This is a genomic window from Nocardia sp. CA-135953, assembly GCF_050955735.1.
GTDB lineage: Bacteria > Actinomycetota > Actinomycetes > Mycobacteriales > Mycobacteriaceae > Nocardia.
On record NZ_CP192082.1, the window covers coordinates 1,879,766 to 1,903,002 of the forward strand.

Consider the following 23,237-nt stretch of genomic DNA (forward strand, 5'->3'; position numbering starts at 1 on the left):
CGCCTCCGGAGCACGTCTTTCACCCCGCTCGGATGCGTGATCGATCGTCTTGACGCACAGTCGGTTTTGACGCAATACCGGCCTAAATAATCCGGCCGATCGTTATGGGAGGGCATTATGATTCAGACAACCCCACGCGGCGGCCTACTCGGGCTGCAGTGGATCGATCGACTACTCCCGCCCATGGGCAGGCCGGACCGCGGCGATCAGCGTGACTCCGGAGCTCCACTGACGATCGAGATCGGCGCGGCGACGGGGGTCGGCCCGACGGCTATGTCGGCCTTCGATGCGGCACTGCGTGACCTGGGAGTAGGTGATGCCAACTTGATCCGCCTGTCATCGGTCATTCCACCGCGCGCCGTTCTGGTCCGAAACGGTCGCGTCCGCAAGCCGATTCCCTGGGGTGATCGGCTCTACTGTGTCTACGCCGCGCAGCATGCGAATGCGGCGGGCGAACGCGCGGGCGCGGGCATCGGCTGGGTGCTGCGCGACGACGGTTCCGGCGCGGGACTTTTCGTCGAGCACGAAGCGGAGACGGCCGCGCAGGTCGCGACGCTGATTCGCGCGAGTTTGACGGATATGACCCGCAACCGGCCGCAACGCTTCGGCCCGATTCAACTCTGCACCACCGAGACCCGCTCCGATGGCACGCCGACCTGCGCGCTGGTGCTCGCGGCGTACCACACGATACCGTGGGATCGACAATGACAGCATCGCGCAGCGCTTCCATGGGCAGTGGTGGTCGGGCGACGGGTGGGCTGCCTGAGTTGAGAGTCACCATCGAATCGTCCATTCCGGACGACCGGATCGACATGTTCCACCTGCTGTACGAGGAGGCCTTCGGACCCCTGCGTACCAAGGCCATTGCCAGGCAGGTCCTGCACCGATCGGAATTCCGCGAGGAGATGATCGACCCGCGGGTCGCCAAACACGTCGCGCGCACCGCGACCGGCGAACCCATCGGCATGACGACTTTGACCAAACATCTCGAGACTGTCCCGTGGATCAGTCCGGAGTATTTCGCCGCCCGTTATCCCGAGCATGCGGCGCGCGATGCGATCTACTACGCGGGTTTCACCCTTGTTGCGCCGAGTGCCCGACAAGGGGCGGCGTTTCATGCCATGATCAAATCAGTTGTCCAGGTATTGGTGGCCGAGCGCGCGGCGGTCGGTTGGGACATCTGCTCGTATAACAACACTCGGTTTTCCTTCGCCGACAGCATTCGAGCGGTGCTCGATGAGCAAGAGGCGAACGTCGACGTCGCGGTGGAGGATTCACAGACCTACTACGCGGCGCGGTTCACTGGGGATGGAGCGACCAAGGGGGGCTGATGACCGTCCGCGAAGAGCAGTCGACCATCGTTCGGCACCGCCTCGAAATGCGGTGGTGCACAGTACTTCTCGCGCTGACAGCAATCGGACTCGCGGTGCTGCTCGGTATCGATGTCCGGCCGTTGTCGCTACTCACCGTGGCTGCCGTGGTGCTCGGTGCGCTCACGATGATCTTTATCGGCATGCGGCGATATCGTCCCGAGCGGCCGGTGCCCTGGTATCTGCTCTCGGCCTCGGCCGTGCTCTTCGCGGTGGGCACGGCCATCCGCGAGGCGGACGGCCACGCGCTGCACCCGGTCGACGACCTGTTCACTCTCGCAGGCTATTTGGGCACCGGGGTGGCCGCGACGCTGTGGTTGCGCCCGCGCCAGGCCAGGCCCAACTACGATCTGCTGCTCGACTCGGCGCTCATCGGACTCGGCGCACTGCTGGCCTCGTGGACGTTTCTGATCTCACCGATCCTGCAGTCGCATGAGACCACCGCGAACACAGTGGTGGCCGCGACCTATCCGGTGCTCGACGCTCTGCTGCTGACCCTGGTCGCGCATTCGATGGCGACCGCGACCCGTTCGGAGACCTCGCTGCGTCTGCTGCACGTCGGGTTGATCGCGGTGCTGATCGGCGATTTCGGGTACAGCCTCGACGCCGTCGGTCGCGCACCCGTCGCTCACGAGTTGCTGCTGGTGCCGCTGCTGGTGGCCTATCCGATCGTCGGTGTCGCCGCGCTGCATCCGACCATGGCGAGTCTCGGTGCGCCACGGCACATCCACCCGCACCACTCGCGGCAGCGGGCCAGCTTCATCGCCGTCGCGTTGATCGTGGCCTCGCTGATTCCGGTGGTCGGCTCCAGTCTGGACACCCTCGATCGGGTGGTGGTCTCGTCACTGTGCGCGCTGCTGCTCATCGGCGTCCTGGTGCGCAGCGAGCGCGCGATCGTCCGCAGTGCGCGCAGTGAACGGCGTGCGCAGTACCAGGCCGACCACGATATGCTCACCGGCTTGCTCAACCGGTCCGCGCTGCTGCACGCGCTGAATCGCAATCAGGAGCACTGGATCGAGCGGCCGCTGTGTCTGCTGTTCATCGATCTCGACGGCTTCAAGATGGTCAATGACAGCTACGGCCACGCGGTCGGCGACGAGCTGATCGCCAATGCGGCATCCCGGATCCGGCACATCATCCGGCGCGACGATGTGGTGGCCCGTTACGGCGGCGACGAATTCGTGGTGCTCGCACCGCTGGATCGACAGGAGGCCGCTATGCTCGCGGAGCGACTACTCGGCGCCTTCGTTCGGCCGTTCGAGCTGAGCGCGGGCGAAATTCCGATCACCGCGAGTGTCGGCCTGGCCTGCGGCAGCCCACGCAGCTCCGACGACACCATCTACGACCTCATCCGGGACGCGGATTCGGCGATGTACCACGCGAAGGAGTACTCGCTCGGCTACGCCTTCCACGACGATCTGCGCCACGGTGCGGAACCGCGACACAATACCGCCGACTCGGGACGCCGGATCTGGCGCCCGAGCGGCCGATCCCATAACGCCAACGGTAAATCCGCCAGCACCGCGGTCTAGTCCGAGAGTTCGTCGAGCAGTCGCCGCGCTTCCTCCAACTCGGCCTGTAACTGCTGCACTTTGGACTCCTGGACCACCCGCGCCGCCTCCAGGATTCCGGCAACCACCTCGGCCACCTCCGGATGCAGCACCTTGGCCGCCTGCGCCACCGCGGAGCTGGTCACCGGCAGACCGCGCACGGACTTCTTCTTGCCGCTGACCACATCGACCGACCATTCGCCATCCGCGGTACCGGTGAGGGTCACCGTGACCTCCGGCGCCTTCGCCTTGCTCCGCGCCGCGGTCGTGGCCTTCGCCGCGGGCTTCGCCGCGCCTGCGGGTGTCGCGGGTTTGGCCGGTTCCGCCGCAGCGGCAGCCGGTTTCGGGGCCGGGGCGGGCGGGGTGGGGCTCGGGGCCGGCCGGGGGGCCGGTGTCGCGGTGCTCGTCAAGGTCGACGGCTGGGTCACAGTGGATTCCTTCCTGGTTGTCGACTTCGGCTGGGCAGAGCTTGTGGTTGCCGCCTTATCCCGTGGCGGCTTGGTCAACGTGACTTCGGTCGGAGAAAAGGACAGTACATCCTTCGATCCGGTCGGCTTGACCCGCAGGAAGTCACTTTCGGATCGATCACCGATCTCGACTACCTTGCCGGACCGTCCCTCCGGCACGCCCACCGCGGCCGCGGTGAACCACACCATCGGCGGGCGGCCGCCGGCGATGTCCGTGGCGATCTGCTGAATCTCAGTGTCCGACAACGGCTGTGGTTTCGTTCGTGGGGACGGCATGGTGAACTCCGAGCGGTATTCGTGGATGGCTGCGTGCACAGATGATGCCGCACACCACCGACAGATACACACGCCACCACCGAATCCACCCGGTGTCAGCCAAGCCGCGGAATCCCAGCGAACTTGCAGCAACGATCCTGTGGCGGGGTAATCGGATAGTCACCGGCATTCGTACTCGGCGATTCCTGGCGATGGTTCTGTGCAAAGCGCGAAACGCCCGATCACACTGAGCTGCAGCGGATTTGAACCACGACATACGCCGATGCGCAACAATTCACGCGCGGCAGACGCTGATGACAGGTTCGACGCGATATCCCTTGCGGCGGTCGTTCTTGCTGGGCAGAGTGTCGATCGACGTAACGATATCGAGCGCGGTGTGATCGGCTCGGCCTCGATCAGTCCGCGTCGATTTCCATCTCGATCAACGGCTTGCGCAGCAACTTACCGGTCGCATTGCGCGGCAGCTCATCGAGGAAGACCACTTCGCGCGGCACCTTGTACCGCGCCAGGTTCGCCTTGACATAATCCTTGATCTCCTGCGCGTCGCGCTTGGACTCCGGGCCGGGAACGACGAAGGCACGCAACCGCTTTCCGAATTCGCGATCGTCCACGCCGACCACCGCGGCCTCGAAGATATCGTCGCGGCCCGCGATCAGATTCTCCACCTCGAGCGGGAAGACGTTCTCACCGCCGGAGACGATCATGTCGTCGTCGCGGCCGTCGATGTAGAGCAGGCCGTCGGCATCGAAATGCCCGACGTCACCGCTGGACATCATGCCGTCCACGATCTCCTTGGTGCGGCCGTCGGTGTAGCCGGTGAAGGCGAAACCGTTGTCCACGAAGATGGTCCCGGTGACATTCGGCTCGGTGATCGGCTTGCGGTTCTCGTCCAGCAGCACGATCCGGATGCCGACCGGCGCCTTACCCGCGGTGGTCGGGGCCTTGCGCAGATCCTCCGGGGTCGCGACGGTCATGACCGCGCATTCGGTGGAGCCGTACAGGTTGTAGAGGCTGTCGCCGAAGTAATCGAGGGTGCGAGTGACCACATCGGGTGCGATGGCCGAACCGGCCGCGAAGATCACCTTTATGGTGCGCGGGTCGTACTCGGCCAGCACCTCGTCGCCGAGATCGAGGATGCGCTGCAGCATGGTCGGCACCACGACCAGCGAATCCGCTTGGTACTGCTGGATATTCGCGAGCGTCTGCTCCGGATCGAACCGGCGCTGCTGGAAGATCACCCGGTTGCCGAGGGCAAGACCCAGGGTGAACTGGGAAAGTCCGGTGCCATGGAAGATCGGTGCGGCCATGATCATGGTCCCGTTATTGGGCAGCGGCACCCGGTCGACGAACTGGGCCGAGGCGAACGGGCTGACCCGGTCGCGCGGCGCGCCCTTCGGCGTGCCGGTGGTGCCGCTGGTCAGGATGACCATGCCGCCGGGCTTGGCGGGCGCGGGCAGCGGCGCGGTGGAGCGGGCCTTGATCAGCGATTCGATGGTCGAGACCGACGGGTCGACATCGTCCTTTTCGTCCACCCAGGTGAGCACCCGGGGGATCTCGGCCGGGATCGCGCTCATCAGGTCGAGGAATTCGCTGTCGTGCAGTACGGCCTTGACGTTCTCGCGCGCGGCCACGTCGGCGAACTGCGGTTTCGCGAAGCCGGTATTCATCAGCACTGTGCGCACGCCGAGTTTGCCGGTCGCGAGCAGGCTCAGCACCATGCCGCGATGGTCGCGCGCCAGCAGCGCGACGACGTCACCAGGCTTGATTCCCTGCGCTTCGAGCCCGCGAGCCAGGGCGCTGGACTGCTCGTTGAGGTCGCCGAAGCTCACCTCGCCGCGCTCGTCGACGATGGCCGCCGCATTCGGTCTGGTCTGCGCCGCGTGCATGACGACACCGGCGAACGGGCCGAATTTGAGCACATTGAACGCGGACCGTGCCGCGTGATCGGGTCGGAGCGGATTGAACAAGCGCCGCTTGACCATGACATTGACGCCCTGGGCGAAATCGCCCGCCTTCCGGACGGAGTCATTGAGCGCAGGCAGGGATAGAGACATTCGTCAACGCCTTCCGCGGTCCACCCACCGGGACCGGGGGCGGTATGGACCGCAACTTCGAGATCCAGTGCTGCCGCTAACAATAGCAAGCATCTGTGACTCGCTGTGTCACGTATCTCAGTTGTCCCTACAGCCCAGGTCTAAGCGTTGACTTCGTACTCCACGAGCACCCGTCGCAGCAGTTTGCCGGTGGCGTTGCGAGGTAGATCGTCGAGGAAGACCACCTCGCGCGGCACCTTGTAGCGGGCCAGATTCTCCTTGACGTAGGCCTTGATCTCCTCGCCGTTGGGGGAGTGACCGGCCTCGGGGACCACGAAGGCGCGCAGACGCTTGCCGAATTCCACGTCGTCGACGCCGACGACGGCCGCGTCGAACACATCCGGCCGCTCCAGCAACAGGTTTTCGACTTCCTGTGGAAAGACGTTCTCGCCACCGGAGACGATCATGTCGTCATCGCGGCCGTCCACCATCAGCAGGCCGTGCTCATCGAAGTGGCCGACATCGCCGCTGGACATATAGCCGTCGATGATCTGCTTATGCCTGCCGTCGGTGTAGCCCTCGAACGGCGCACCGCTGCGGATGAAGATGCGCGCGGTGGTGTTGATCGCGTTGACCTGCTTGTCGTTGTCGTCGTAGAGCCGGACCTCGCAGGTGATCGGCGCGCGGCCGACGGTGCCCGGTGCGATGACCAGATCGTCCGGGTTCGCGACGGTGGCGACGGCGCATTCGGTGGAGCCGTATAGGTTGTACAGGACCGGACCGAAGATCTGCGTGGCCTTGACGCACAACTCCGGCGAGAGCGCCGAACCCGCGAGCAGAATGCACTTCAGCGAGGTGGTGTCGTACTCGGCGCGGATCTCCGGAGCCAGTTCGGTCATCCGGTGCAGCATGGTCGGCACCGCGACCAGCATTTCGGCCTTGTGATCGGCCACCATCTTCAGTGTGGCCTCGGCGTCGAAGCGGCGGCGTACCACCACTTTATTGCTCATGGCGGAGGCCACCAGGTAGGTGCCGAGTCCGGTGCTGTGGAAGATCGGCGACACGATGACCTGAGTTCCCCTGACCGGGAACGGAATTCGGTCCACCATCTGCGCGGTGGCCAGCGGGGTCACCTTGCTGCGCGGTGCGCCCTTCGGCAGGCCGGTGGTGCCGCTGGTGAGGATGACGAACCCGCCCGGCTTGGACGGTGCGGCCAGGTCCGCGGTCGAGTTGGCGGCGATGAGATCGTCGAGAGTCTGTGCGCCCTCGGGCAATTCGGTGCCCTCGTCCACCCAGGTGAGATAGCGCGGCAGATTCGGCGGCAGCGCGTCGAGCAGGCCGAGGAACTCGCTGTCGTGTAGGACGGCCTTGACCTTCTCGCGCTCACACACCTCGGCGAACTGCGGTTTGGCGAAGCCGGTATTCATCAGCGCGACCCGTGCACCGAGCTTGCCCGCCGCGGCCATGGCCAGGATGAGACCGCGATGGTCGCGGGCAAGCACACCGACCACGGACCCCTCGGTCAGATTTGCCTGTCGCAGCCCGCGCGCGACCGCGGTCGACTGCTCGTCCAGTTGCCGGTAGGTCAGTTCGCCGCGCTCGTCGACCAGCCCCGGGGCATCGGGCACGACGCGGGCCGAATGCCGGATCAAGGTCGCCTGCGGCCCGTAGACCCGCGATTCCTTCACCGTCCGCAAGGTTTCCAGCGGCATCTTGGGATCGCTGACCCCGCGCGCCCGCAGCACCCCGAATGCCTTCACAACCTCCGGCGCATGCGCCAACTTCATCGTCGACCACCTCTACCAGCAACTCGCGTCGGCACTCGCCCAAATGATCTGAACCACCGTCCTGTCTCATCAACCGTATCAGCGATATGACCCACATCACATCAGAAGTCAGGTGGGGCCGGACAGAAACCGAGGCGGCGAAACGTGACAGGCTACCGCCGCCAGTTCCACCTGGTCGCGATCATCTGCGCGCGGTAGCCAGCGCGACGAGTAGCGGGACGACCCGATTCGGTGGGACTTCGAAGTGGCCGTGGCCCACGGTGTGCAGCCAGCCGGTCGCTGCCAGTTGACGGAGGTGGTGGTAGATCTCGCCGGAGGTGCCCACCTCGCCGAGTTCTGTGAGTTCGGCGGCGGTTCTGCTGCCCCGAAGGATCTCCCGAAGAATGCGCAGGCGGACCGGACTGCCGAGGGCGGCGAGGCATTCGGCGGCATCGTCCCAGTCGTAGCCGACGATGTCATCGGTGCTGAACTGGACCTGCCAGTCGAACTGTTCCGTGCTGGGCAGTGCGCCCGAACCGGCGAACATCACCCCGCCATTGCGCTGGTCCGCGTTCGCGAACTCCTCATGAAGCCGCCGCAGCGCCCATCCGCCCTGCGCGGCGGATCCACTCGCTTGCCCGCTGCCATCCTTGATGAGGTCCTTGGCCGCGAGTCGGCGTTCGAGCTTCGCCAGTCGGTCCTCCACGCTCACGAGCGCAAACATACGGAGTTACGTAATTGCTGGCAATGGGTAGCTGATGCGACGCGAAGGCCCGGCCGAAAATCCGTGCCGGGCTCGCGAGCCGGATGGTCAGTTGTAGATCGATCCGAAGGACGGGACCGAGATGGTCGCGAGTTTGTACTGGAAACCGTCCGGGTTGGCGTCGCTGACCGGAACGGGCCAGCGGTGCAACAGGGTTCCGTAGACCGCGCCGACGATGACGCCGCCACCGGTGTCGACCGGGCGGGTGCGGATGGTCGTGTCGACCGCGGAATCGTTGTGTTCGGAGAGCATCTCGGTGCCGCTGCGGCCGTTGGACAGATTGATCCACAGGACCTGGAGCCTGGCCCCGGCCTGATTCGGTGCGATCGTGCCCGGCCCGCCGAAGAATCCGAATCGCAACCCGTCGTAGCCGAGCGCGATGCCCGACCCGTAGACGCCCGGCCCGTCACCGCGTCCGATATCGGACTGTGCCGGGATCTGAAACGGCTGTGCGGGCACTGCCACCTGGTTGGCGACCTGTCCGGATGCAAGCAGCCGGTCCATGGCCTGTTCGGCGGCGGGATTGCCGCCGGCGGCCTTGCGCAATTGCTGCGTCGCTACATTCCAGTCGAATGTCGTCGGCGCGGCAGTGGCATGACCCGCGAAGACGACGACGAGTGCGGCGGTGGCCGCGACCGCGGCGGTGAAGCGACGTATCAAACCCAGCCTGTGCATAACCAGTCTCCTGTGGGGTTCTTGGTACTGCTCGATGGAATTCGTCCGCTGATTCTCAGCAGGCAAGATACCGTGCGACACTTCACCCATATCGGCGGGTGTCGCGGATCGCGCCGACCGCAGTTGTCCCCGGGGACGGCTGAAACAAGAAAACCGGTGCGAGTCGCACCGGTTCCCTTGTAGCACTTGCTAGTTCGGCGTCACTTCAGCTCGGCGCTGGTCTTGCCGAGGATGCGGCGCGCGACGATGAGCTGCTGGATCTGCTGGGTGCCTTCGAAGATGTCGAGGATTTTCGAGTCACGGCCCCACTTTTCGAGCAGTGTGCGCTGGGAGTAGCCGATGGTGCCTGCGAGTTCGACGGCCTTGAGGGTGATGTCGGTGCCGGTGCGGCCCGCCTTGGCCTTGGACATCGAGGCTTCCAAGGAGTTCGGCTTCTTGTTGTCCGCCATCCACGCCGCGCGCAGCGACAGCAGGTACGCGGCCTCGTAATCGGCCTCCATCCGCAGGAATTCGGCGGCGGGCGCGGGCTGGTTATTGGCCGGTATGTCGTAGGACGGCTCGATGCCCGCATCCTTCAGAATCGCGCGCAACTCCTCCAGCGCCGCGCGCGCGACACCGACCGCCATCGCGGCCACGAGGGGACGGGTGTTGTCGAAGGTCTGCATGACCCCGGCAAAACCCTTCTCCACGTTGACTTCCGGGCTGCCGAGAATGTTGTCCTTCGGAATCCGACAGTCCTGCAACAGCAGTACGGCGGTATCGGAGGCCTTGATGCCGAGCTTGTGCTCGAGCCGGGCCACCGAAAGACCGGGAGCATCGCGCGGCACGACGAACGACTTGATCGCCGCGCGACCGAGGCTGCGGTCCACCGAGGCCCACACCACGATGTGGGTGGAGCGCTGACCCGCGGTAACGAAGATCTTCTCGCCGTTGAGCACCCACTCGTCGCCGTCGAGTACGGCGGTGGTGGTGACGGCGGCCGAATCGGAACCGAAGGACGGTTCGGTGATGGCCATCGAGGCCCACACCTTGCCGAAGCGCTTCAGCTGTTCATCGGTGGCGACGGCCGCGATGGCCGCATTGCCCAGACCCTGGTAGGGAATCGACAGCATCAAGCCGACGTCGCCCCAGGAGGTCTCCAGCGCGTTCAGCAGCGCGGACATGTTGCCGCCGTTGGTGTTTCCGAGCAGCTCGGTGGCGTGGGAGTCCCCGTCGGAACGGCCACCGGCCGCACCGCCGATCTTCTGGGTGCCGGAGTCGGCAAGGCCCTCGACCATGGCGGCCATGGTGTCCAGCTCGACCGGGTAGTCGTGTTCGCCGAGGTCGTACTTGCGCGAGATCGGCCGGAAGATTTCCTGGGCGACCTGATGGGCCTGGTTGGCGCTGGCCCGCAGCTTCTTGGGGAGTTCGAGATTGATCATGGTGATGTCTCCTGGAAGTAAGGAACCAGCCGGTCAGACGAGCACGACACCTTCGGCGACGCCGATGGCCCGCAGATCGCGGTACCAGCGCTCGACCGGGTGTTCCTTGGTGAAGCCGTGGCCGCCGAGCAACTGCACGCCGTCCAGACCGATCTGCATGCCCTTGTCGGTGGCGAGCTTGCGGGCCAGTGCCGCCTCGCGGGCGTAGGAGAGCCCCTGCTCCGCACGTGACGCACCTCGCAGGGTCACGAGCCGGAGGCCGTCCAGTTCGATTGCCATATTCGCGACCATGAACGCGACCGCCTGGCGGTGCGAGATCGGCTCGCCGAACGCCTCGCGCTCGTTCACATAGGGAATCACGTAGTCGAGCACGGCCTGTCCGGTACCGATGGCCAGCGAAGCCCAGCCGAGGCGGGCCAGGCGCACCGCGTCGGCGTACTCCTCGGCGCGGGTCTTGGCATCGCCGTCGCCGAGGATGGCGTCGGTGCCTACCGCGACGTCGGTGAGCAGCAGGCGACCGAGACCGGCGGCACGCAGACCCATGCTCGGATCGGCCTCCACGACCAGCCCCTGGCTGTCCGACGGCACGATGAAAAGGGCGGGGCGGCCGTCGAGTTCGGCGGCCACGATGAATAGTTCGGCATCACCGGCGGCCGGGACCAGGCTCTTCACCCCGTTGAGGCGGTAGCCGCTGGGAGCGCGGCTGGCCTTGGTCTGCAGGGCGAACGGGTCGAACAGCGCGCGCGGCTCGTTGATCACGACCGAGGCCTGCGGCACGTTCTCGCCGGTGAAGGCGGGCAGATAGGTCTGCTGCTGTGCGTCGGTACCCCACTGGGCCAGGGCGACCGCCACACCGCTCGGCGCGAGAATCGGCAGGGCCAGACCCATATCACCGTGCGCGAGTGCCTCGGCGACCAGCGAGTTGGTGACCGCGCCGCGCTCGGCGGCCGCGCCTTCCAACTCCTCGGGCACATTGATCAGGGTGATGCCGAGTTCGGCGGCGCGCTCGAGCAGGTCGCGCGGGGCCTTGGCGGCGTTATCGGCTTCGTAGGCGGCCGGGCGCAGGATCTCGGCGGCGAATTCCTGCACCGTCTCGACGATCATCCGCTGCTCGTCGCTCGGGGTCAGGTCGAAGAAGTCCTTTTTCTTGGACTCGTTGTCCGCCAAGCGTTTCGGCGCACCACCACCGGCGACCTTGCCGAATGCGCGAGTGGCGGCGCCGAGGGTGCGGAAACCGGTCTTGGTGCCTTCGTAGGTGACCCGCTCGATCGGCTTGCGCAGGTTGTACTTCTCGGCGAGTTCCGACCCGGTAATGGTCGTCATCACCCGCATTGCCGCGCCCATCCAGTCCCGCTTGGGGTGGTTCAGGCCGACCGCGGACGTGTCTGGACTTCGCTTCGTTGCGCTGTCTCGAGTGCTCATCATCACCTGTTTCTCGGATGGGTGGGGTGAGGTCTGGTCCCAGCTATCTTACTCCTGAGTAAGGCTCATCTTACTCCAGAGTAAGGAGCGCGTCGAGGTGCAGCATATGCCGCCGAACTGTGTCAGGCTGGACAAGTGCCCAAAGTCGCGGGACGAGTCCTGAAGGTTTCGCCGGTCCTCGCGATCGACTACGACGCGCGTCCGAAATATGGCCTGCGGCGAACATCTGAGCTGAGCGTCGCGGTTGCGGCCATCCACGCGCCCGACCGCAACGAAGAACGATCGACGCCCATCTACAAAGGTGCCGTCCACAGTGCTCGGCCATGCTTTTCGTCGACGCTGAATTCCGCCGTACCAGTAAGGAGATGTCATGGTTCTGCGCATTGTCGATCAGCTCGTCTCCGGGGTCGTCAATATGATCGCGACGCTGTTCATTCCGTGAGTCGAGTCGCCCGGGGCGGGCTGTCCGCCCCGGGCAACGTTCCAGCGCGGCTGTTGGGGTTGTGCCGCATTGCAAGACGGCCGCAGTGTTGGCGACCGAGGGCAACGCTGCTGACCGCGGCGGGCATCATGTCCGCGACGACGGCCGGGCGCAGCCACCGTCCGGGTCGTGCGCGGATGGGTGGGACGTTTCGACGATCGTCGGCGGGGTCGGCAATCTGGAGAATCTCGATACCGATGGGTCGGGCGGTTTCTACGTCACCGGAATCGTCGACGGGTATCTGGCTCATATCGATGCCGCGGGCAGGTTCGAAAAGCTGGTCACCGGTCTGGATCACCCGGCGGGTGTGCAAACCCGGTCCGATCCGCAACCCGCCGGACGGCGCGACCTCCGTGCGGATCGCTCGCGACGGTGACAGGTGGGCGACGGTGACGGGTGGGCACTGTTCGTCACGAGCATGGACGGAACCTTGCGTCGACTACGTCCGCCCGCGGGCATCGACCTGACTCCGGCCGATTCGAGACGATAGAACGTTCTCGAGGCTCAGTTCAACCGGGTAAGGACCGCGTCGTGGAGTAGGGAATTGGTGGCTATGGCGTCGCCGCCGTGCGGGCCGGGGGTGCCGGCGAGGGAGGTGAAGCGGCCGCCCGCTTCGCGCACGAGGATGTCGAGTGCGGCCAGGTCCCACAGGGAGACTTCGGGTTCGGTGGCGATGTCGACCGCGCCCTCGGCGAGCAGGCAGTAGGTGAAGAAGTCGCCGTAGCCGCGGACCCGCCATACCGCGTCGGTGAGGTCGAGGAACTTCTCGCGCAGACCGCGTTCGCGCCAGCCCGACAGACTGGAGAAGGCCAGGCTGGCCGAACCGAGTTCACCGACCGCGGAGACCGAAATCGGTTTCGGCGCATCGGAATCGACGCAGGCCCAGGCACCGGAACCGGCCGCCGCCCACCACCGGCGCGCCAATGCGGGCGCGCTCACCACGCCGACCACCGGAACGCCGTCCTCGAGCAGCGAGATCAGCGTCGCCCAAATCGGCACCCGGCGCACGAAGTTCTTGGTGCCATCGATCGGGTCGATCACCCACTGCCGCCCGCTGAACTCGACGTCACCGCCGAACTCCTCACCGAGCACCGAATCCTCGGGCCGCTCCTGCCCGAGCACCTGGCGTATCGCCTTCTCCACCGCCAGATCCGCATCCGACACCGGTGTCAGATCCGGCTTGGCGTCGACCCGCAAATCCAACGCCCCGAACCGCGCCCGGGTAATCCCATCGGCCTCATCGGCCAATCGCAGCGCGAGTTCGAGATCGGAGGAGTAATCAGCCACCCCCGAACCCTATCGCCCATCCGCTGTCCCGCCGGACCCATACCCGCTGTCGCACAAGCAGTGCCCACCTCACATAGGACGCGTACCTTGTGCGAGGCAGTCGCGAGGTGCCCGCTATGCGGCGGAGGGGACGGAACAGGCGGCGGCGAGGGCACTTGCCCACCAGGCAACCCTGGCGGGTGTGAGCGTCGAATACATCACACGCCTCGAGCAAGGACACGACCGCCACCCCTCACCGCCGGCACTGTCCGCACTCGCCGACGCCCTCGCCTTGACGCCGAGCGAACGCATCCATCTGCACCTCGCCGGTCGCCGTCGGGCGGAGGGCGTGCCGTCTCCGGCTGAGGACGGCCACCCCCACACCACCGCGTGTTTCACCGTCTTCACCGCGCCAAGTAGGCTTGAGCATCGTGCATCCTGACGTCTCCGCTGACCTCGCCGAACTCGACGCAACGCTCAAGACTGTCGAGTCGGTCCTCGATGTCGAGGAACTGCGTCGACGGATCGATGAGCTCGAGCACCAGGCCGCCGATCCCGATCTGTGGAACAACCAGGAGCATGCGCAGCAGGTCACCAGTGAGCTGTCGCACGCGCAGAGCGAGTTGCGCCGGGTCGAGGAACTGCGCCAGCGCCTCGACGATCTGTCCGTTCTCTATGAATTGGCAGAGGAAGAGGAGGGCGAGGCGAGGGTGGCCGCGCTCGCCGACGCCGATGCCGAGCGGGCCACGCTACACAGTGATGTGGAGGCCATGGAGGTCCGCACCCTGCTCTCCGGCGAGTACGACAAGCGTGAGGCGCTGGTCAATATCCGCTCCGGCGCGGGTGGCGTGGATGCCGCCGACTGGGCTGAAATGTTGATGCGCATGTACATCCGCTGGGCAGACCGGCACAAGTACTCCGTCGAGGTCTATGACACCTCCTACGCCGAAGAGGCGGGCATCAAGAGCGCCACCTTCGCGGTGAAGTCGCCGTATGCCTATGGCACCCTCTCGGTGGAAATGGGCACGCACCGCTTGGTCCGGATCAGCCCGTTCGACAATCAGGGCCGCCGCCAGACCTCCTTCGCCGAGGTCGAGGTGCTACCCGTGGTCGAGACCACCGACCACATCGAAATCCCCGAGGGCGAGGTCCGCGTGGACGTCTACCGTTCCTCGGGTCCCGGCGGCCAGAGCGTCAACACCACCGACTCCGCGGTACGCCTGACCCATATCCCGACCGGCATCGTGGTGACCTGTCAGAACGAGAAATCCCAGCTGCAGAACAAGATTTCGGCCATGCGGGTGCTGCAGGCCAAACTGCTGGAACGCAAGCGGCAGGAGGAGCGCGCCGAAATGGATGCGCTCAAGACGAACGAGGGCGCTTCCTGGGGCAACCAGATGCGCTCCTACGTGCTGCATCCGTACCAGATGGTCAAGGATCTGCGCACCAACTACGAAGTCAACAACCCGACCGCCGTGCTCGACGGCGATATCGATGGTTTCATCGAATCCGGAATTCGTTGGCGGATGAAGGATGGCGGATAAGACGATGGCTAGTCGCAGAAGTTGCGGAATCCGCTGGCGAATGCGAGAGCAGGCGAGCTAGTTGGACGTACCCCAGGCTTTCTCCACGTCCACCGACTTCACCACCTGGCTGCGGTCCTCCGGTCTAGAGATCGTCCTGCTGCTCCTCGGCGCGGTGCTGTTCAGCCGTTTCGCCACCTTTGTCCGGGATCGGATCACCCGCAGGATCGACGCCGGATTCCGCAGCAGCGACGCACTGGTGCGTTCCGAGGCGGCAAAACATCGCCATGCGCTGGCCCAGGTGGTCACCTGGGTAGTACTGACCGTCGTCTATGTCCTGGTCGGCATGGAAGTGCTGCGGCGGATGGGGTTCGCGGTCACCGGTCTGGTCGCACCCGCGGCCGTGCTCGGCGCCGCACTCGGCTTCGGCGCACAGCGGATCGTGCAGGACATCCTTGCCGGATTCTTCCTGATTACCGAGCGGCAGTACGGATTTGGTGATGTGGTTCGCATCGCTGTCACTGGATCCGCGGATCAGGCCGAGGGTACGGTCGAGGACGTCACGTTGCGGATCACCACACTGCGCAATGCCGACGGTGAGGTGATCACCGTGCCCAACGGCCAGATCGTCAAAGTGACCAATCTTTCGAAGGATTGGGCGCGCGCCGCGATCGACGTTCCGGTTGCGGCCAGCGTCGACATCACCAGGATCAACGAGATCCTGCACGAGGTCGGTACAAAGGCGTACGAGGACCGCCGATTGAAGCCGCTGCTGCTCGACGAGCCCACCGTCATGGGCGTCGAAGATCTGACAGTGGACCAGATGAATATTCGAATGGTTGCCCGAACATTGCCGGGTAAGCAGTTCGAGGTCGGTCGCGAGTTGCGGGTGCGAGTCGCCGCGGCGTTGCGCCGGGAGGGAATCAGTGAGACCACGTAGATCCACGGCGATCCTGATGGCATCATGGGTCGCCATTTTCGTGCTGTATCTGTTCGTCAAGCCCGATCAACCGACTGTGACATCGCCGGAGAAACTCAACGTCGTTCCCGCGGTGCTGAATACGGCCACGCCCGGCCATTAGCGATTGCTTGCGGATCGCTCGAAGGCCGGTCGGCCATGACGTACCGACTGGCGGCGCAGCGGTTGCTGGTTACACTGGCCAACCGTGATCGCAATGCGGAACGTGACCAAGTCGTATCAGACCTCGACGCGACCCGCGCTGGACAACGTCACCGTCGGTGTGGGTAAGGGCGAATTCGTCTTCATCATCGGCCCGTCCGGTTCGGGCAAGTCGACCTTCATGCGACTGCTGCTCAAGGAGGAGGCCCCGACCGCGGGCGAGATCCGAGTCGCCGACTTCCAGGTCGACCGGCTGCCCGGGCGGAAGGTGCCGAAGTTGCGTCAGCGCATGGGGTGCGTCTTCCAGGACTTCCGGCTGCTGCAGCAGAAGACCGTGGCCCAGAATGTGGCGTTCGCGCTGGAGGTGATCGGCAAGCGGCGCCAGTTCATCGACCGGACCGTGCCCGAGGTGCTGGATATGGTCGGGCTCGGCGGTAAGGCCGATCGGCTGCCGCACGAATTGTCCGGTGGTGAGCAGCAGCGTGTTGCGATCGCGAGGGCCTTCGTGAACCGTCCGCTGGTACTGCTCGCCGATGAGCCGACCGGCAACCTCGATCCCGACACCAGCGGCGACATCATGCTGCTGCTGGAGCGGATCAACCGCATCGGCACGACCGTGGTGATGGCGACCCACGACAATCACATCGTCGACGCGATGCGCAAGCGAGTGGTGGAGTTGGACCGGGGACGACTGATCCGCGACGACGCGATCGGCGTCTACGGGGTGGGCCGGTAATGCGCGCTGGATTCCTGCTCAACGAGGTCCTCACCGGCCTGCGTCGCAATGTCACCATGACCATCGCGATGATCCTGACCACCGCGGTATCGCTGACCATGCTCGGCGGCGGTCTGCTCGCGCTGCGAATCGCGGACAAGACCCAGAACTACTTCATGGACCGGGTCGAGATCCGGCTCTACCTCTCCGATCTGGTCTCGGCAAACGATCGGGACTGTTCACTGAATCCGTGTCAGCAGCTGATGTCGGATCTGAAGAAGACCGACGGTGTGGTCTCGGTCCAGTTCATCAACAGCGACGAGGCGATGAAGGAAGCCACCGAGGTGACCTTCAAGGACCAGCCCGAAATGCTGGACATGATCAAGGACACCCGGTTGCCCGCGTCCTTGCGCGTGAAGATGACCGATGCCGATCAGTACCCGCGGATCTACCAGACGTTCAACGGTAAGGACGGGATCCAGAGCGTACTCAACGACAAGGACACCGTGGACCGCTTGGTCGGGGTGTTCGACGGCCTGCGGAACGCGGCATTCGCGTTGGCGGCATTGCAGGCGTTGGCGGCGTTGTTGTTGATCGCGAATATGGTGCAGATCGCGGCGTTCAGTCGACGCGAGGAGGTCGGCATCATGCGGATGGTCGGTGCGACGCGCTGGTACACGCAGTTGCCATTCCTCCTGGAAGCGGTGGTCGCGGCCTTGGCCGGATCGATTCTGGCGGTTGTCGGGTTGTTCCTCGCGCAGCCTTTGGTGGTGAACCGCGGGCTCGGCGCGCTCTTCAACAGCAATGTCTTCCCGCACATCACGGGTGAGGACATCGCGCTGGTGTCCTTGACTATCGCACCACTAGGCATCGTGTTCGCCGCGATCACGGCGTACGGCACGTTGCGCTACTACGTTCGCGACTGACCTACGTAATGACGGCCTCGCACAGGTTGTGTAGCCCTGTGCGAGACCGTCAGTGGGTGTGAGACGAGCCCGCCACGCGGCGGTCGAAATTGGTTGTCCACATGTGGACAACTCGGCCGGCCGCCTGGGATCCGTGCCGATGTAGGGGTTCCGTTGTCCGACCGCGCTCGTAGGATAGGCCGCGTGGAGTCCCCCGATGCTTTCGCGGCTGTTTTGACCGACGGCGCCCCGGTTGCCGAATCCGGTGCGGCACAAGAGGTTCTACGCCGGGTGTTCGGCTACGACAGCTTCCGCGGTGATCAGCGCGAGATCGTCGAGCACGTGGTCGGCGGCGGGGACGCGCTGGTGCTCATGCCGACGGGCGGCGGTAAGTCGCTGTGCTATCAGGTGCCCGCACTGGTGCGTCCCGGCGTCGGCGTAGTGGTATCACCGCTGATCGCATTGATGCAGGATCAGGTGGACGCGCTCAGCGCGCTCGGCGTGCGCGCCGGATTCCTGAACTCGACGCAGTTCCCGGACGAGCGGCGGATGGTCGAGGCGCAGTTCGTCGCGGGGGAGTTGGACCTGCTGTATCTCGCGCCCGAGCGGCTGCGCCTGGAGTCGACCGCAGCCCTGCTGGATCGCGGCAAGGTGGCGCTGTTCGCCATCGACGAGGCGCACTGCGTATCGCAGTGGGGCCACGACTTCCGCCCCGATTATCTGGGCCTGTCGATGCTGCACGAGCGCTGGCCGGATGTGCCGCGCATCGCGCTCACCGCGACCGCGACCGCGAAGACCCGCGACGAGATCATCGAGCGCCTCGACCTCGGCGCGGCCCGCCGTTTCGTCGCCAGCTTCGACCGTCCCAATATCCAGTACCGGATCGAACCCAAGAACCGTCCGGATCGGCAGCTGCTGGACTTCATCAAGACCGAGCACGCCGGAGATGCCGGCATCGTCTACTGCCTGTCGCGCAATTCGGTGGAGAAGACCGCGGCCTTCCTCACCGAGAACGGCGTCGAGGCGGTTCCGTACCACGCGGGCCTGGACTCGCGCACCCGCGCGGCCAACCAAGCGCGGTTCCTGCGCGAGGACGGCCTCGTCGTGGTCGCGACGATCGCCTTCGGCATGGGCATCGACAAGCCCGACGTGCGTTTCGTCGCCCATCTCGATCTGCCCAAGTCCGTCGAGGGCTACTACCAGGAGACCGGACGGGCGGGCCGCGACGGGCTGCCGTCGACCGCGTGGATGGTCTACGGACTCGCCGACGTGGTGCAGCAGCGCAAGATGATCGACTCCTCCGACGGCGACGCCACCCACCGCAGGCAACTACAGCTGCACCTGGACGCGATGCTCGCGCTGTGTGAAACGGTGTCCTGCAGGCGAACTCAGCTACTGGCCTACTTCGGACAGTCGGGGCACTCGTGCGGCAATTGCGACACCTGCCTGACCGCACCGGAAACCTGGGACGGCACCGTGCCCGCGCAGAAGGTGCTCTCGACGGTGCTGCGGCTGAAGCGGGAACGCGGACAGAGCTTCGGCTCGGGCCATATCGTCGATATCCTGCTCGGCAAATCGAATCCCAAAGTGCTGCAACATGATCACCACGAGCTCAAGGTCTTCGGCATCGGCACCGATCTGCGCGATGTCGAATGGCGCGGTGTCATAAGGCAATTGCTCGCACAGGGACTACTCGCCGTGCACGGCGACTACGGCGTGCTCATCCTCACCGAGGCCAGCAACGAGGTGTTGTTCGACGGCCGGGAAGTGCTGCTGCGCCGCGAACCGGAGCGTGCGGCCAAACCAGCGAGGGCACCCAAGGCGGCGAAGGGCAAGTCCCCGGCTGCCGACCTGTCTTCGGCAGACGTACCGCTGTTCGAGAAGCTGCGTGAATGGCGGGCCGCGACAGCCAAGGAGCAGGGCGTACCCGCCTACGTCGTCTTCCACGATGCGACGCTGCGGGAGATCGCCGCACGCAAGCCGGCGAGCCTGTCCGAGCTCGGGACGGTCGGCGGTGTCGGTGAGAACAAACTGGCCAAGTACGGCGAAGGAGTACTCGCCGTCCTGGCCGGAGAAGTGAGCAAAGCATGATCGGGCGGCGCGGGTTTCTGGCGGGCGCGGCCACGGCAGCCGCAGGTGCATCGCTGGTCGGTCCATCGCCCGCCTATGCGGTCGCGGTCGCGAGCGGTGTCACCAAATTCGACTTCCCGACCGACCGCAAGGTGCGGGTGCTCGTCGCGGGCGGTGGTGCCGGTGTGGCGTTCGCGCACCGACTTGCCTGAATCGCAATGAAATTGCCCGGCGGAGAACCGGTTCGGCGGCTAGCGTGCACGATATGGCATCCGGTGATGGCCCCACCGACGACGGGTCCGACCTGGGCGGCTCGCCGTTCACGGACCCTGGCGATCCGCCGCCGTATCGGCGCGGCACCCACGACCCCGCGGTGGAATCCGTCTGGCTGCGGCACCGTCCGCCGCCACCGCCCCGTCCACGCGGCCTACCACGCATGACCACGGTCTTGCTGGTCGCGGCCTTCATCGCGGTGCTGCTGCTGTATCTCGCCGTCCGGCCGGGTGGCTAGGGCGATAGCCGCGGAATAATTCGGTTGCCGAGTCACTTAAAGTTGACCGTTATGAAGGAACAGGGGCGCAAGGTCATCGCGACCAACCGCCGGGCGCGGCACAACTACACGATCCTGGACACCTATGAGGCCGGGATCGCGCTGGTCGGTACCGAGGTCAAGAGTCTGCGCGAGGGTAAGGCCTCGCTGGTGGACGCCTTCGCGACCGTCGACAACGGCGAGGTGTGGCTGCGCGGTCTGCACATTCCCGAGTTCAGCCACGGCACCTGGACCAACCACTCCCCGCGCCGGGTGCGCAAATTACTGCTGCACAAGCGCGAGATCGAGCGGTTGGTCGGCAAGTCGCGCGAGGGCAACCAAACGTTGGTGCCGCTGTCGATGTACTTCTCCGACGGCAAGGTCAAGGTCGAGCTCGCGCTCGCCAAGGGTAAGCAGGATTACGACAAGCGACAGGATCTGGCCAAGCGCACCGCTGAGCGCGAGGTCACCCGAGAACTGGGGCGGCGGATCAAGGGCATGCGCTGACCGCCGTCCTGTTGGCGCTGGTGGCCGCGGTCGGCTACGGCGTCAGTGATTTCTTCGGTGGGGTGGCATCGCGGCGAGTGACCGCCCTGCGCGTCGTGATCATTTCCTATCCCATGTCGGTGCTGTTCGTCCTCGCGCTGCTGCCGCTGTTCGATGGCACCCCGGACACCGCGTCGATGCTGTGGGGACTGGCGGCCGGTGTAGCCAGTGGCTTCGCGGTGTGGTGGTTCTATGCCGCGCTGGCCAGCGGTCCGATGGCGGTGGTTTCGCCGCTCACGGCCCTGCTGGTCGCCGGTATCCCGGTGCTGGTCGGGCTGGTGCTCGGTGAGCGCCCCGGCCCGCTCGCCATCGCTGGCATCGTGTTCGCGCTCGGCGCGGTGTACCTGGTCAGCCGCGAGTCGCCCGATGATGTCACCGAGGAGATCACCGGTGGGCGTGAGCTGCGCTTCACCAGGAAGGTCGCGCTGCTCACCATCGGCTCGGGTGCGGCCTTCGGGCTCGCCTTCGTCTTCCTGCACGAAACCAACGCGAGTGCCGGGGTCTGGCCGCTGCTGGCCCAACGCGGCGCGGCAAGCCCGATGGTCTGGCTCATCGCGTTATCGGCGGGGGAGTTCCGGCCGCTGCGCGGGGAAACCCTGCGGTTGGCAGCCTACATCGCGGTGCTGGACACCATCGCGAATGCAGCACTGCTCTACGCCTTCCACGGTTCGCTGCTCTCGCTGGTCAGCGTGATCGGCTCGCTGTACCCGGCCGCGACCGTCCTGCTGGCGATGGTGCTGCTCGGTGAGCGGGTCGGCCGGCAGCAACAGGTCGGGATGGTTTTGGCGCTCGCTGCGGTCGGCTTGATCGCGGCGGCCTGATCGCCCTCGCTGGGTCCTGACCTGGCATGCTGGAGCGACTGATGAGGCTGGATGTACGCCAGTGACATCCGGTGTGGTGCGCCCGCCACTGATTCCGCGCAGGTCAGAGGACTGAAATCGGGTACGGGGATAATGGAATGAACAGCGGGTCACCGAGTGTTAACATGACTAGCCCGACAAGGTGTCGGGACGTACGGGGCTGAACGGTTTCGACTGCGTACGTAGATTTAGGGGAAGCGTGTCGGTGCAGGCAAGAGACCACCGTAAGCGTCGCTGCAACCAATTAAGCGCCGATTCCAATCAGCGCGAGTACGCCCTCGCTGCCTAAGTAGCAGGTCGTCTCTGTCAGTCCGGGTTCGTCCCTCGACCCGGGTACTGGCATCAGCTAGAGGGAATTACCGTCCGGCGCGGTCGCGGAGTCGGACGGGACATCCAACAGCGACTGGGATCGTCATCCGAGCTTGTTCGCGAGACCCGGAGATCCGAGTAGAGACCTAGCGGACTGCACACGGAGAAGCCCTGAAGACGCGGCGGAGGACCCGGGTTCGATTCCCGGCAGCTCCACAAGACGGGAACCCGCAGGTCAACGACCTGCGGGTTTTCGTTTGCCGACGGCTGGATCGAGTCAGGTGGTGGACGATGCCTGTACCTGCGGATTTGCACCAACCGCGGTTCGATTCCCAGCATGTCTCTGAGGCTGCATCGAACCCCGACAGGCATAAGGATTAGTTATAATCGTCCTGTGCGATGGAGCATTGTGCTGCTCGAGCCAGTCAACGACTGATTCCTCGACCTGGTGAAGAACGAGCCGATGATCGCCGACAAGATTGAGGAAGCGCTGGACGAACTGGCTGAGCGCGGACGGAGCTGGGACGACCGTTGGTCGATCGAATCCAGTCCAGCAAGGCGTTGCACAACCTCAAAGAGCTTCGCCCTCGAACTCCGGCGGGTTCCGAGATCAGGATGCTGTTTGTCTTCGACCCAACGCGGGAGGCGATCGTGTTGGGTTGCGGGGGACAAGTCCGGCCAGTGGAATCGTTGGTACCGAGATGCGATCCCCCTCGCCGAACAGCGCTATAACGACTATCGAGCAACGAAGGAGGAGTCATGAAGGGTGTGTCTTGGGAAGAGGCCAAGCGTCGAGCTCGTGAAATCGACCCGACATGGGATTCCCCTGAGCGTGTCGCAGCGCGAGATGCGAGCCGCGAGCAGATGCGCGCGGAGCAGCGCGGACACCAGCTCGCCGAACTCCGCAAGCAGTGCGGAGTGACGCAGGCCAAGGTCGCTGAGCTGATGGGGGTTTCGCAGGCCAGGGTTTCGCAGATCGAGCACGGCAAGATCACATCCATGGACTTGGTTCGCGAATACATCGCCGCGCTCGGAGGAACCCTGGATGTTGTTGCTCACGTTGGTGATTGGAGCGTCAAAGTCGCCTAGCCTGCTTCGGGGCACGTTCACGTAACCCCACGGTGTTCAGTTTTCCCGTGCCTCAATGTCGCGTTGTGCCTGCACGTGGCT

Annotated in this window: 25 protein-coding genes and 1 other RNA gene; 18 read left to right on the forward strand and 8 right to left on the reverse strand. The window is 65.2% G+C overall.

From position 1 onward, the window contains the following. Nucleotides 1-117: 117 nt before the first annotated feature. The 3 genes from ACQPXH_RS08590 to ACQPXH_RS08600 are packed head-to-tail and all read left to right on the forward strand — an operon-like array spanning nt 118 to nt 2,902. Nucleotides 118-708: a pyruvoyl-dependent arginine decarboxylase gene (locus ACQPXH_RS08590; protein ID WP_433601745.1), complete on the forward strand. Its 591-nt coding sequence runs from the start codon at nt 118-120 to the stop codon at nt 706-708. Continuing rightward, the gene (locus ACQPXH_RS08595; protein ID WP_433601746.1) at nt 705-1,331 is read left to right on the forward strand and encodes a hypothetical protein; all 627 of its coding nucleotides are present in this window, start codon (nt 705-707) and stop codon (nt 1,329-1,331) included. Before ACQPXH_RS08590 ends, ACQPXH_RS08595 begins: the two co-directional genes overlap by 4 nt. Then, the gene (locus ACQPXH_RS08600; RefSeq protein WP_433601747.1) at nt 1,331-2,902 is read left to right on the forward strand and encodes a diguanylate cyclase domain-containing protein; all 1,572 of its coding nucleotides are present in this window, start codon (nt 1,331-1,333) and stop codon (nt 2,900-2,902) included. The genes ACQPXH_RS08595 and ACQPXH_RS08600 overlap by 1 nt, the downstream gene beginning before the upstream one ends. On the opposite strand, the gene ACQPXH_RS08605 is transcribed toward ACQPXH_RS08600, so the two are convergent. From ACQPXH_RS08605 to ACQPXH_RS08635, 7 genes are all read right to left on the reverse strand, one after another. After that, nucleotides 2,899-3,663 carry a DUF6319 family protein gene (locus tag ACQPXH_RS08605; RefSeq protein ID WP_433603379.1) on the reverse strand — a complete coding sequence of 255 codons (765 nt, stop codon included), beginning with the start codon at nt 3,661-3,663 and terminating at the stop codon, nt 2,899-2,901. The genes ACQPXH_RS08600 and ACQPXH_RS08605 overlap by 4 nt on opposite strands. Nucleotides 3,664-4,058: 395 nt before the next feature. Continuing rightward, nucleotides 4,059-5,717, reverse strand: a complete 1,659-nt coding sequence (locus ACQPXH_RS08610) for an acyl-CoA synthetase (RefSeq protein ID WP_433601748.1) — start codon at nt 5,715-5,717, stop codon at nt 4,059-4,061. 140 nt (nt 5,718-5,857) lie between these two features. Further along, the gene (locus ACQPXH_RS08615; RefSeq protein ID WP_433601749.1) at nt 5,858-7,483 is read right to left on the reverse strand and encodes an acyl-CoA synthetase; all 1,626 of its coding nucleotides are present in this window, start codon (nt 7,481-7,483) and stop codon (nt 5,858-5,860) included. A 181-nt stretch (nt 7,484-7,664) separates the two neighbouring features. Beyond that, nucleotides 7,665-8,174 (reverse strand): ArsR/SmtB family transcription factor, encoded by a 510-nt coding sequence (locus tag ACQPXH_RS08620; protein ID WP_433601750.1) that lies wholly within the window; start codon nt 8,172-8,174, stop codon nt 7,665-7,667. Between the two features lie 99 nt (nt 8,175-8,273). Next, nucleotides 8,274-8,900 (reverse strand): hypothetical protein, encoded by a 627-nt coding sequence (locus ACQPXH_RS08625; RefSeq protein ID WP_433601751.1) that lies wholly within the window; start codon nt 8,898-8,900, stop codon nt 8,274-8,276. A 200-nt stretch (nt 8,901-9,100) separates the two neighbouring features. Beyond that, the gene (locus ACQPXH_RS08630; RefSeq protein ID WP_433601752.1) at nt 9,101-10,321 is read right to left on the reverse strand and encodes an acyl-CoA dehydrogenase family protein; all 1,221 of its coding nucleotides are present in this window, start codon (nt 10,319-10,321) and stop codon (nt 9,101-9,103) included. A gap of 33 nt (nt 10,322-10,354) precedes the next feature. Further along, entirely contained in the window at nt 10,355-11,749 is a 1,395-nt protein-coding gene (locus ACQPXH_RS08635; protein WP_433601753.1) for an acyl-CoA dehydrogenase family protein, read from the reverse strand. A gap of 521 nt (nt 11,750-12,270) precedes the next feature. On the opposite strand from ACQPXH_RS08635, the gene ACQPXH_RS08640 reads away from it, so the two are divergent. Beyond that, on the forward strand, nt 12,271-12,600 hold the full coding sequence (locus ACQPXH_RS08640; protein ID WP_433601754.1) for a hypothetical protein: 330 nt from the start codon (nt 12,271-12,273) through the stop codon (nt 12,598-12,600). A 128-nt stretch (nt 12,601-12,728) separates the two neighbouring features. Here the strand turns inward: ACQPXH_RS08640 and hisN are convergent, their stop codons facing one another. Next, nucleotides 12,729-13,511, reverse strand: a complete 783-nt coding sequence (gene hisN, locus ACQPXH_RS08645) for a histidinol-phosphatase (RefSeq protein WP_433601755.1) — start codon at nt 13,509-13,511, stop codon at nt 12,729-12,731. A gap of 181 nt (nt 13,512-13,692) precedes the next feature. On the opposite strand from hisN, the gene ACQPXH_RS08650 reads away from it, so the two are divergent. The 14 genes from ACQPXH_RS08650 to ACQPXH_RS08715 all read left to right on the forward strand — a co-directional run bounded on the left by ACQPXH_RS08650 (nt 13,693) and on the right by ACQPXH_RS08715 (nt 23,156). Next, nucleotides 13,693-13,932, forward strand: coding sequence for a hypothetical protein (locus tag ACQPXH_RS08650; protein ID WP_433601756.1), 240 nt, complete (start codon nt 13,693-13,695; stop codon nt 13,930-13,932). Further along, on the forward strand, nt 13,922-15,034 hold the full coding sequence (gene prfB, locus ACQPXH_RS08655) for a peptide chain release factor 2 (protein WP_433601757.1): 1,113 nt from the start codon (nt 13,922-13,924) through the stop codon (nt 15,032-15,034). Before ACQPXH_RS08650 ends, prfB begins: the two co-directional genes overlap by 11 nt. A 61-nt stretch (nt 15,035-15,095) precedes the next feature. Then, complete coding sequence (locus tag ACQPXH_RS08660; protein ID WP_433601758.1) at nt 15,096-15,953, forward strand: mechanosensitive ion channel family protein; 858 nt, start codon at nt 15,096-15,098, stop codon at nt 15,951-15,953. A 16-nt stretch (nt 15,954-15,969) separates the two neighbouring features. After that, nucleotides 15,970-16,095 carry a hypothetical protein gene (locus ACQPXH_RS08665; protein ID WP_433601759.1) on the forward strand — a complete coding sequence of 42 codons (126 nt, stop codon included), beginning with the start codon at nt 15,970-15,972 and terminating at the stop codon, nt 16,093-16,095. Nucleotides 16,096-16,188: 93 nt separating this feature from the next. Next, entirely contained in the window at nt 16,189-16,869 is a 681-nt protein-coding gene (gene ftsE / locus ACQPXH_RS08670; protein ID WP_433601760.1) for a cell division ATP-binding protein FtsE, read from the forward strand. After that, nucleotides 16,869-17,774 (forward strand): permease-like cell division protein FtsX, encoded by a 906-nt coding sequence (gene ftsX, locus ACQPXH_RS08675; RefSeq protein ID WP_433601761.1) that lies wholly within the window; start codon nt 16,869-16,871, stop codon nt 17,772-17,774. Before ftsE ends, ftsX begins: the two co-directional genes overlap by 1 nt. Nucleotides 17,775-17,957: 183 nt before the next feature. Further along, complete coding sequence (recQ, locus tag ACQPXH_RS08680; protein WP_433601762.1) at nt 17,958-19,844, forward strand: DNA helicase RecQ; 1,887 nt, start codon at nt 17,958-17,960, stop codon at nt 19,842-19,844. Beyond that, nucleotides 19,841-20,035, forward strand: coding sequence for a hypothetical protein (locus tag ACQPXH_RS08685; protein ID WP_433601763.1), 195 nt, complete (start codon nt 19,841-19,843; stop codon nt 20,033-20,035). Before recQ ends, ACQPXH_RS08685 begins: the two co-directional genes overlap by 4 nt. A 53-nt stretch (nt 20,036-20,088) precedes the next feature. Beyond that, a complete protein-coding gene (locus tag ACQPXH_RS08690; RefSeq protein WP_433601764.1) occupies nt 20,089-20,334 on the forward strand; it encodes a hypothetical protein in 246 nt (81 codons plus the stop codon). A gap of 51 nt (nt 20,335-20,385) precedes the next feature. Then, nucleotides 20,386-20,859 carry an SsrA-binding protein SmpB gene (smpB, locus tag ACQPXH_RS08695; RefSeq protein WP_040694424.1) on the forward strand — a complete coding sequence of 158 codons (474 nt, stop codon included), beginning with the start codon at nt 20,386-20,388 and terminating at the stop codon, nt 20,857-20,859. Between the two features lie 8 nt (nt 20,860-20,867). Further along, nucleotides 20,868-21,719, forward strand: coding sequence for an EamA family transporter (locus ACQPXH_RS08700; RefSeq protein WP_433603380.1), 852 nt, complete (start codon nt 20,868-20,870; stop codon nt 21,717-21,719). A gap of 195 nt (nt 21,720-21,914) precedes the next feature. Beyond that, nucleotides 21,915-22,286, forward strand: a transfer-messenger RNA (tmRNA) gene (gene ssrA, locus ACQPXH_RS08705). Nucleotides 22,287-22,628: 342 nt separating this feature from the next. Continuing rightward, the gene (locus ACQPXH_RS08710) at nt 22,629-22,799 is read left to right on the forward strand and encodes a hypothetical protein (RefSeq protein ID WP_433603381.1); all 171 of its coding nucleotides are present in this window, start codon (nt 22,629-22,631) and stop codon (nt 22,797-22,799) included. 27 nt (nt 22,800-22,826) lie between these two features. Then, nucleotides 22,827-23,156, forward strand: coding sequence for a helix-turn-helix domain-containing protein (locus ACQPXH_RS08715; protein WP_433601766.1), 330 nt, complete (start codon nt 22,827-22,829; stop codon nt 23,154-23,156). Nucleotides 23,157-23,237: the final 81 nt, after the last annotated feature.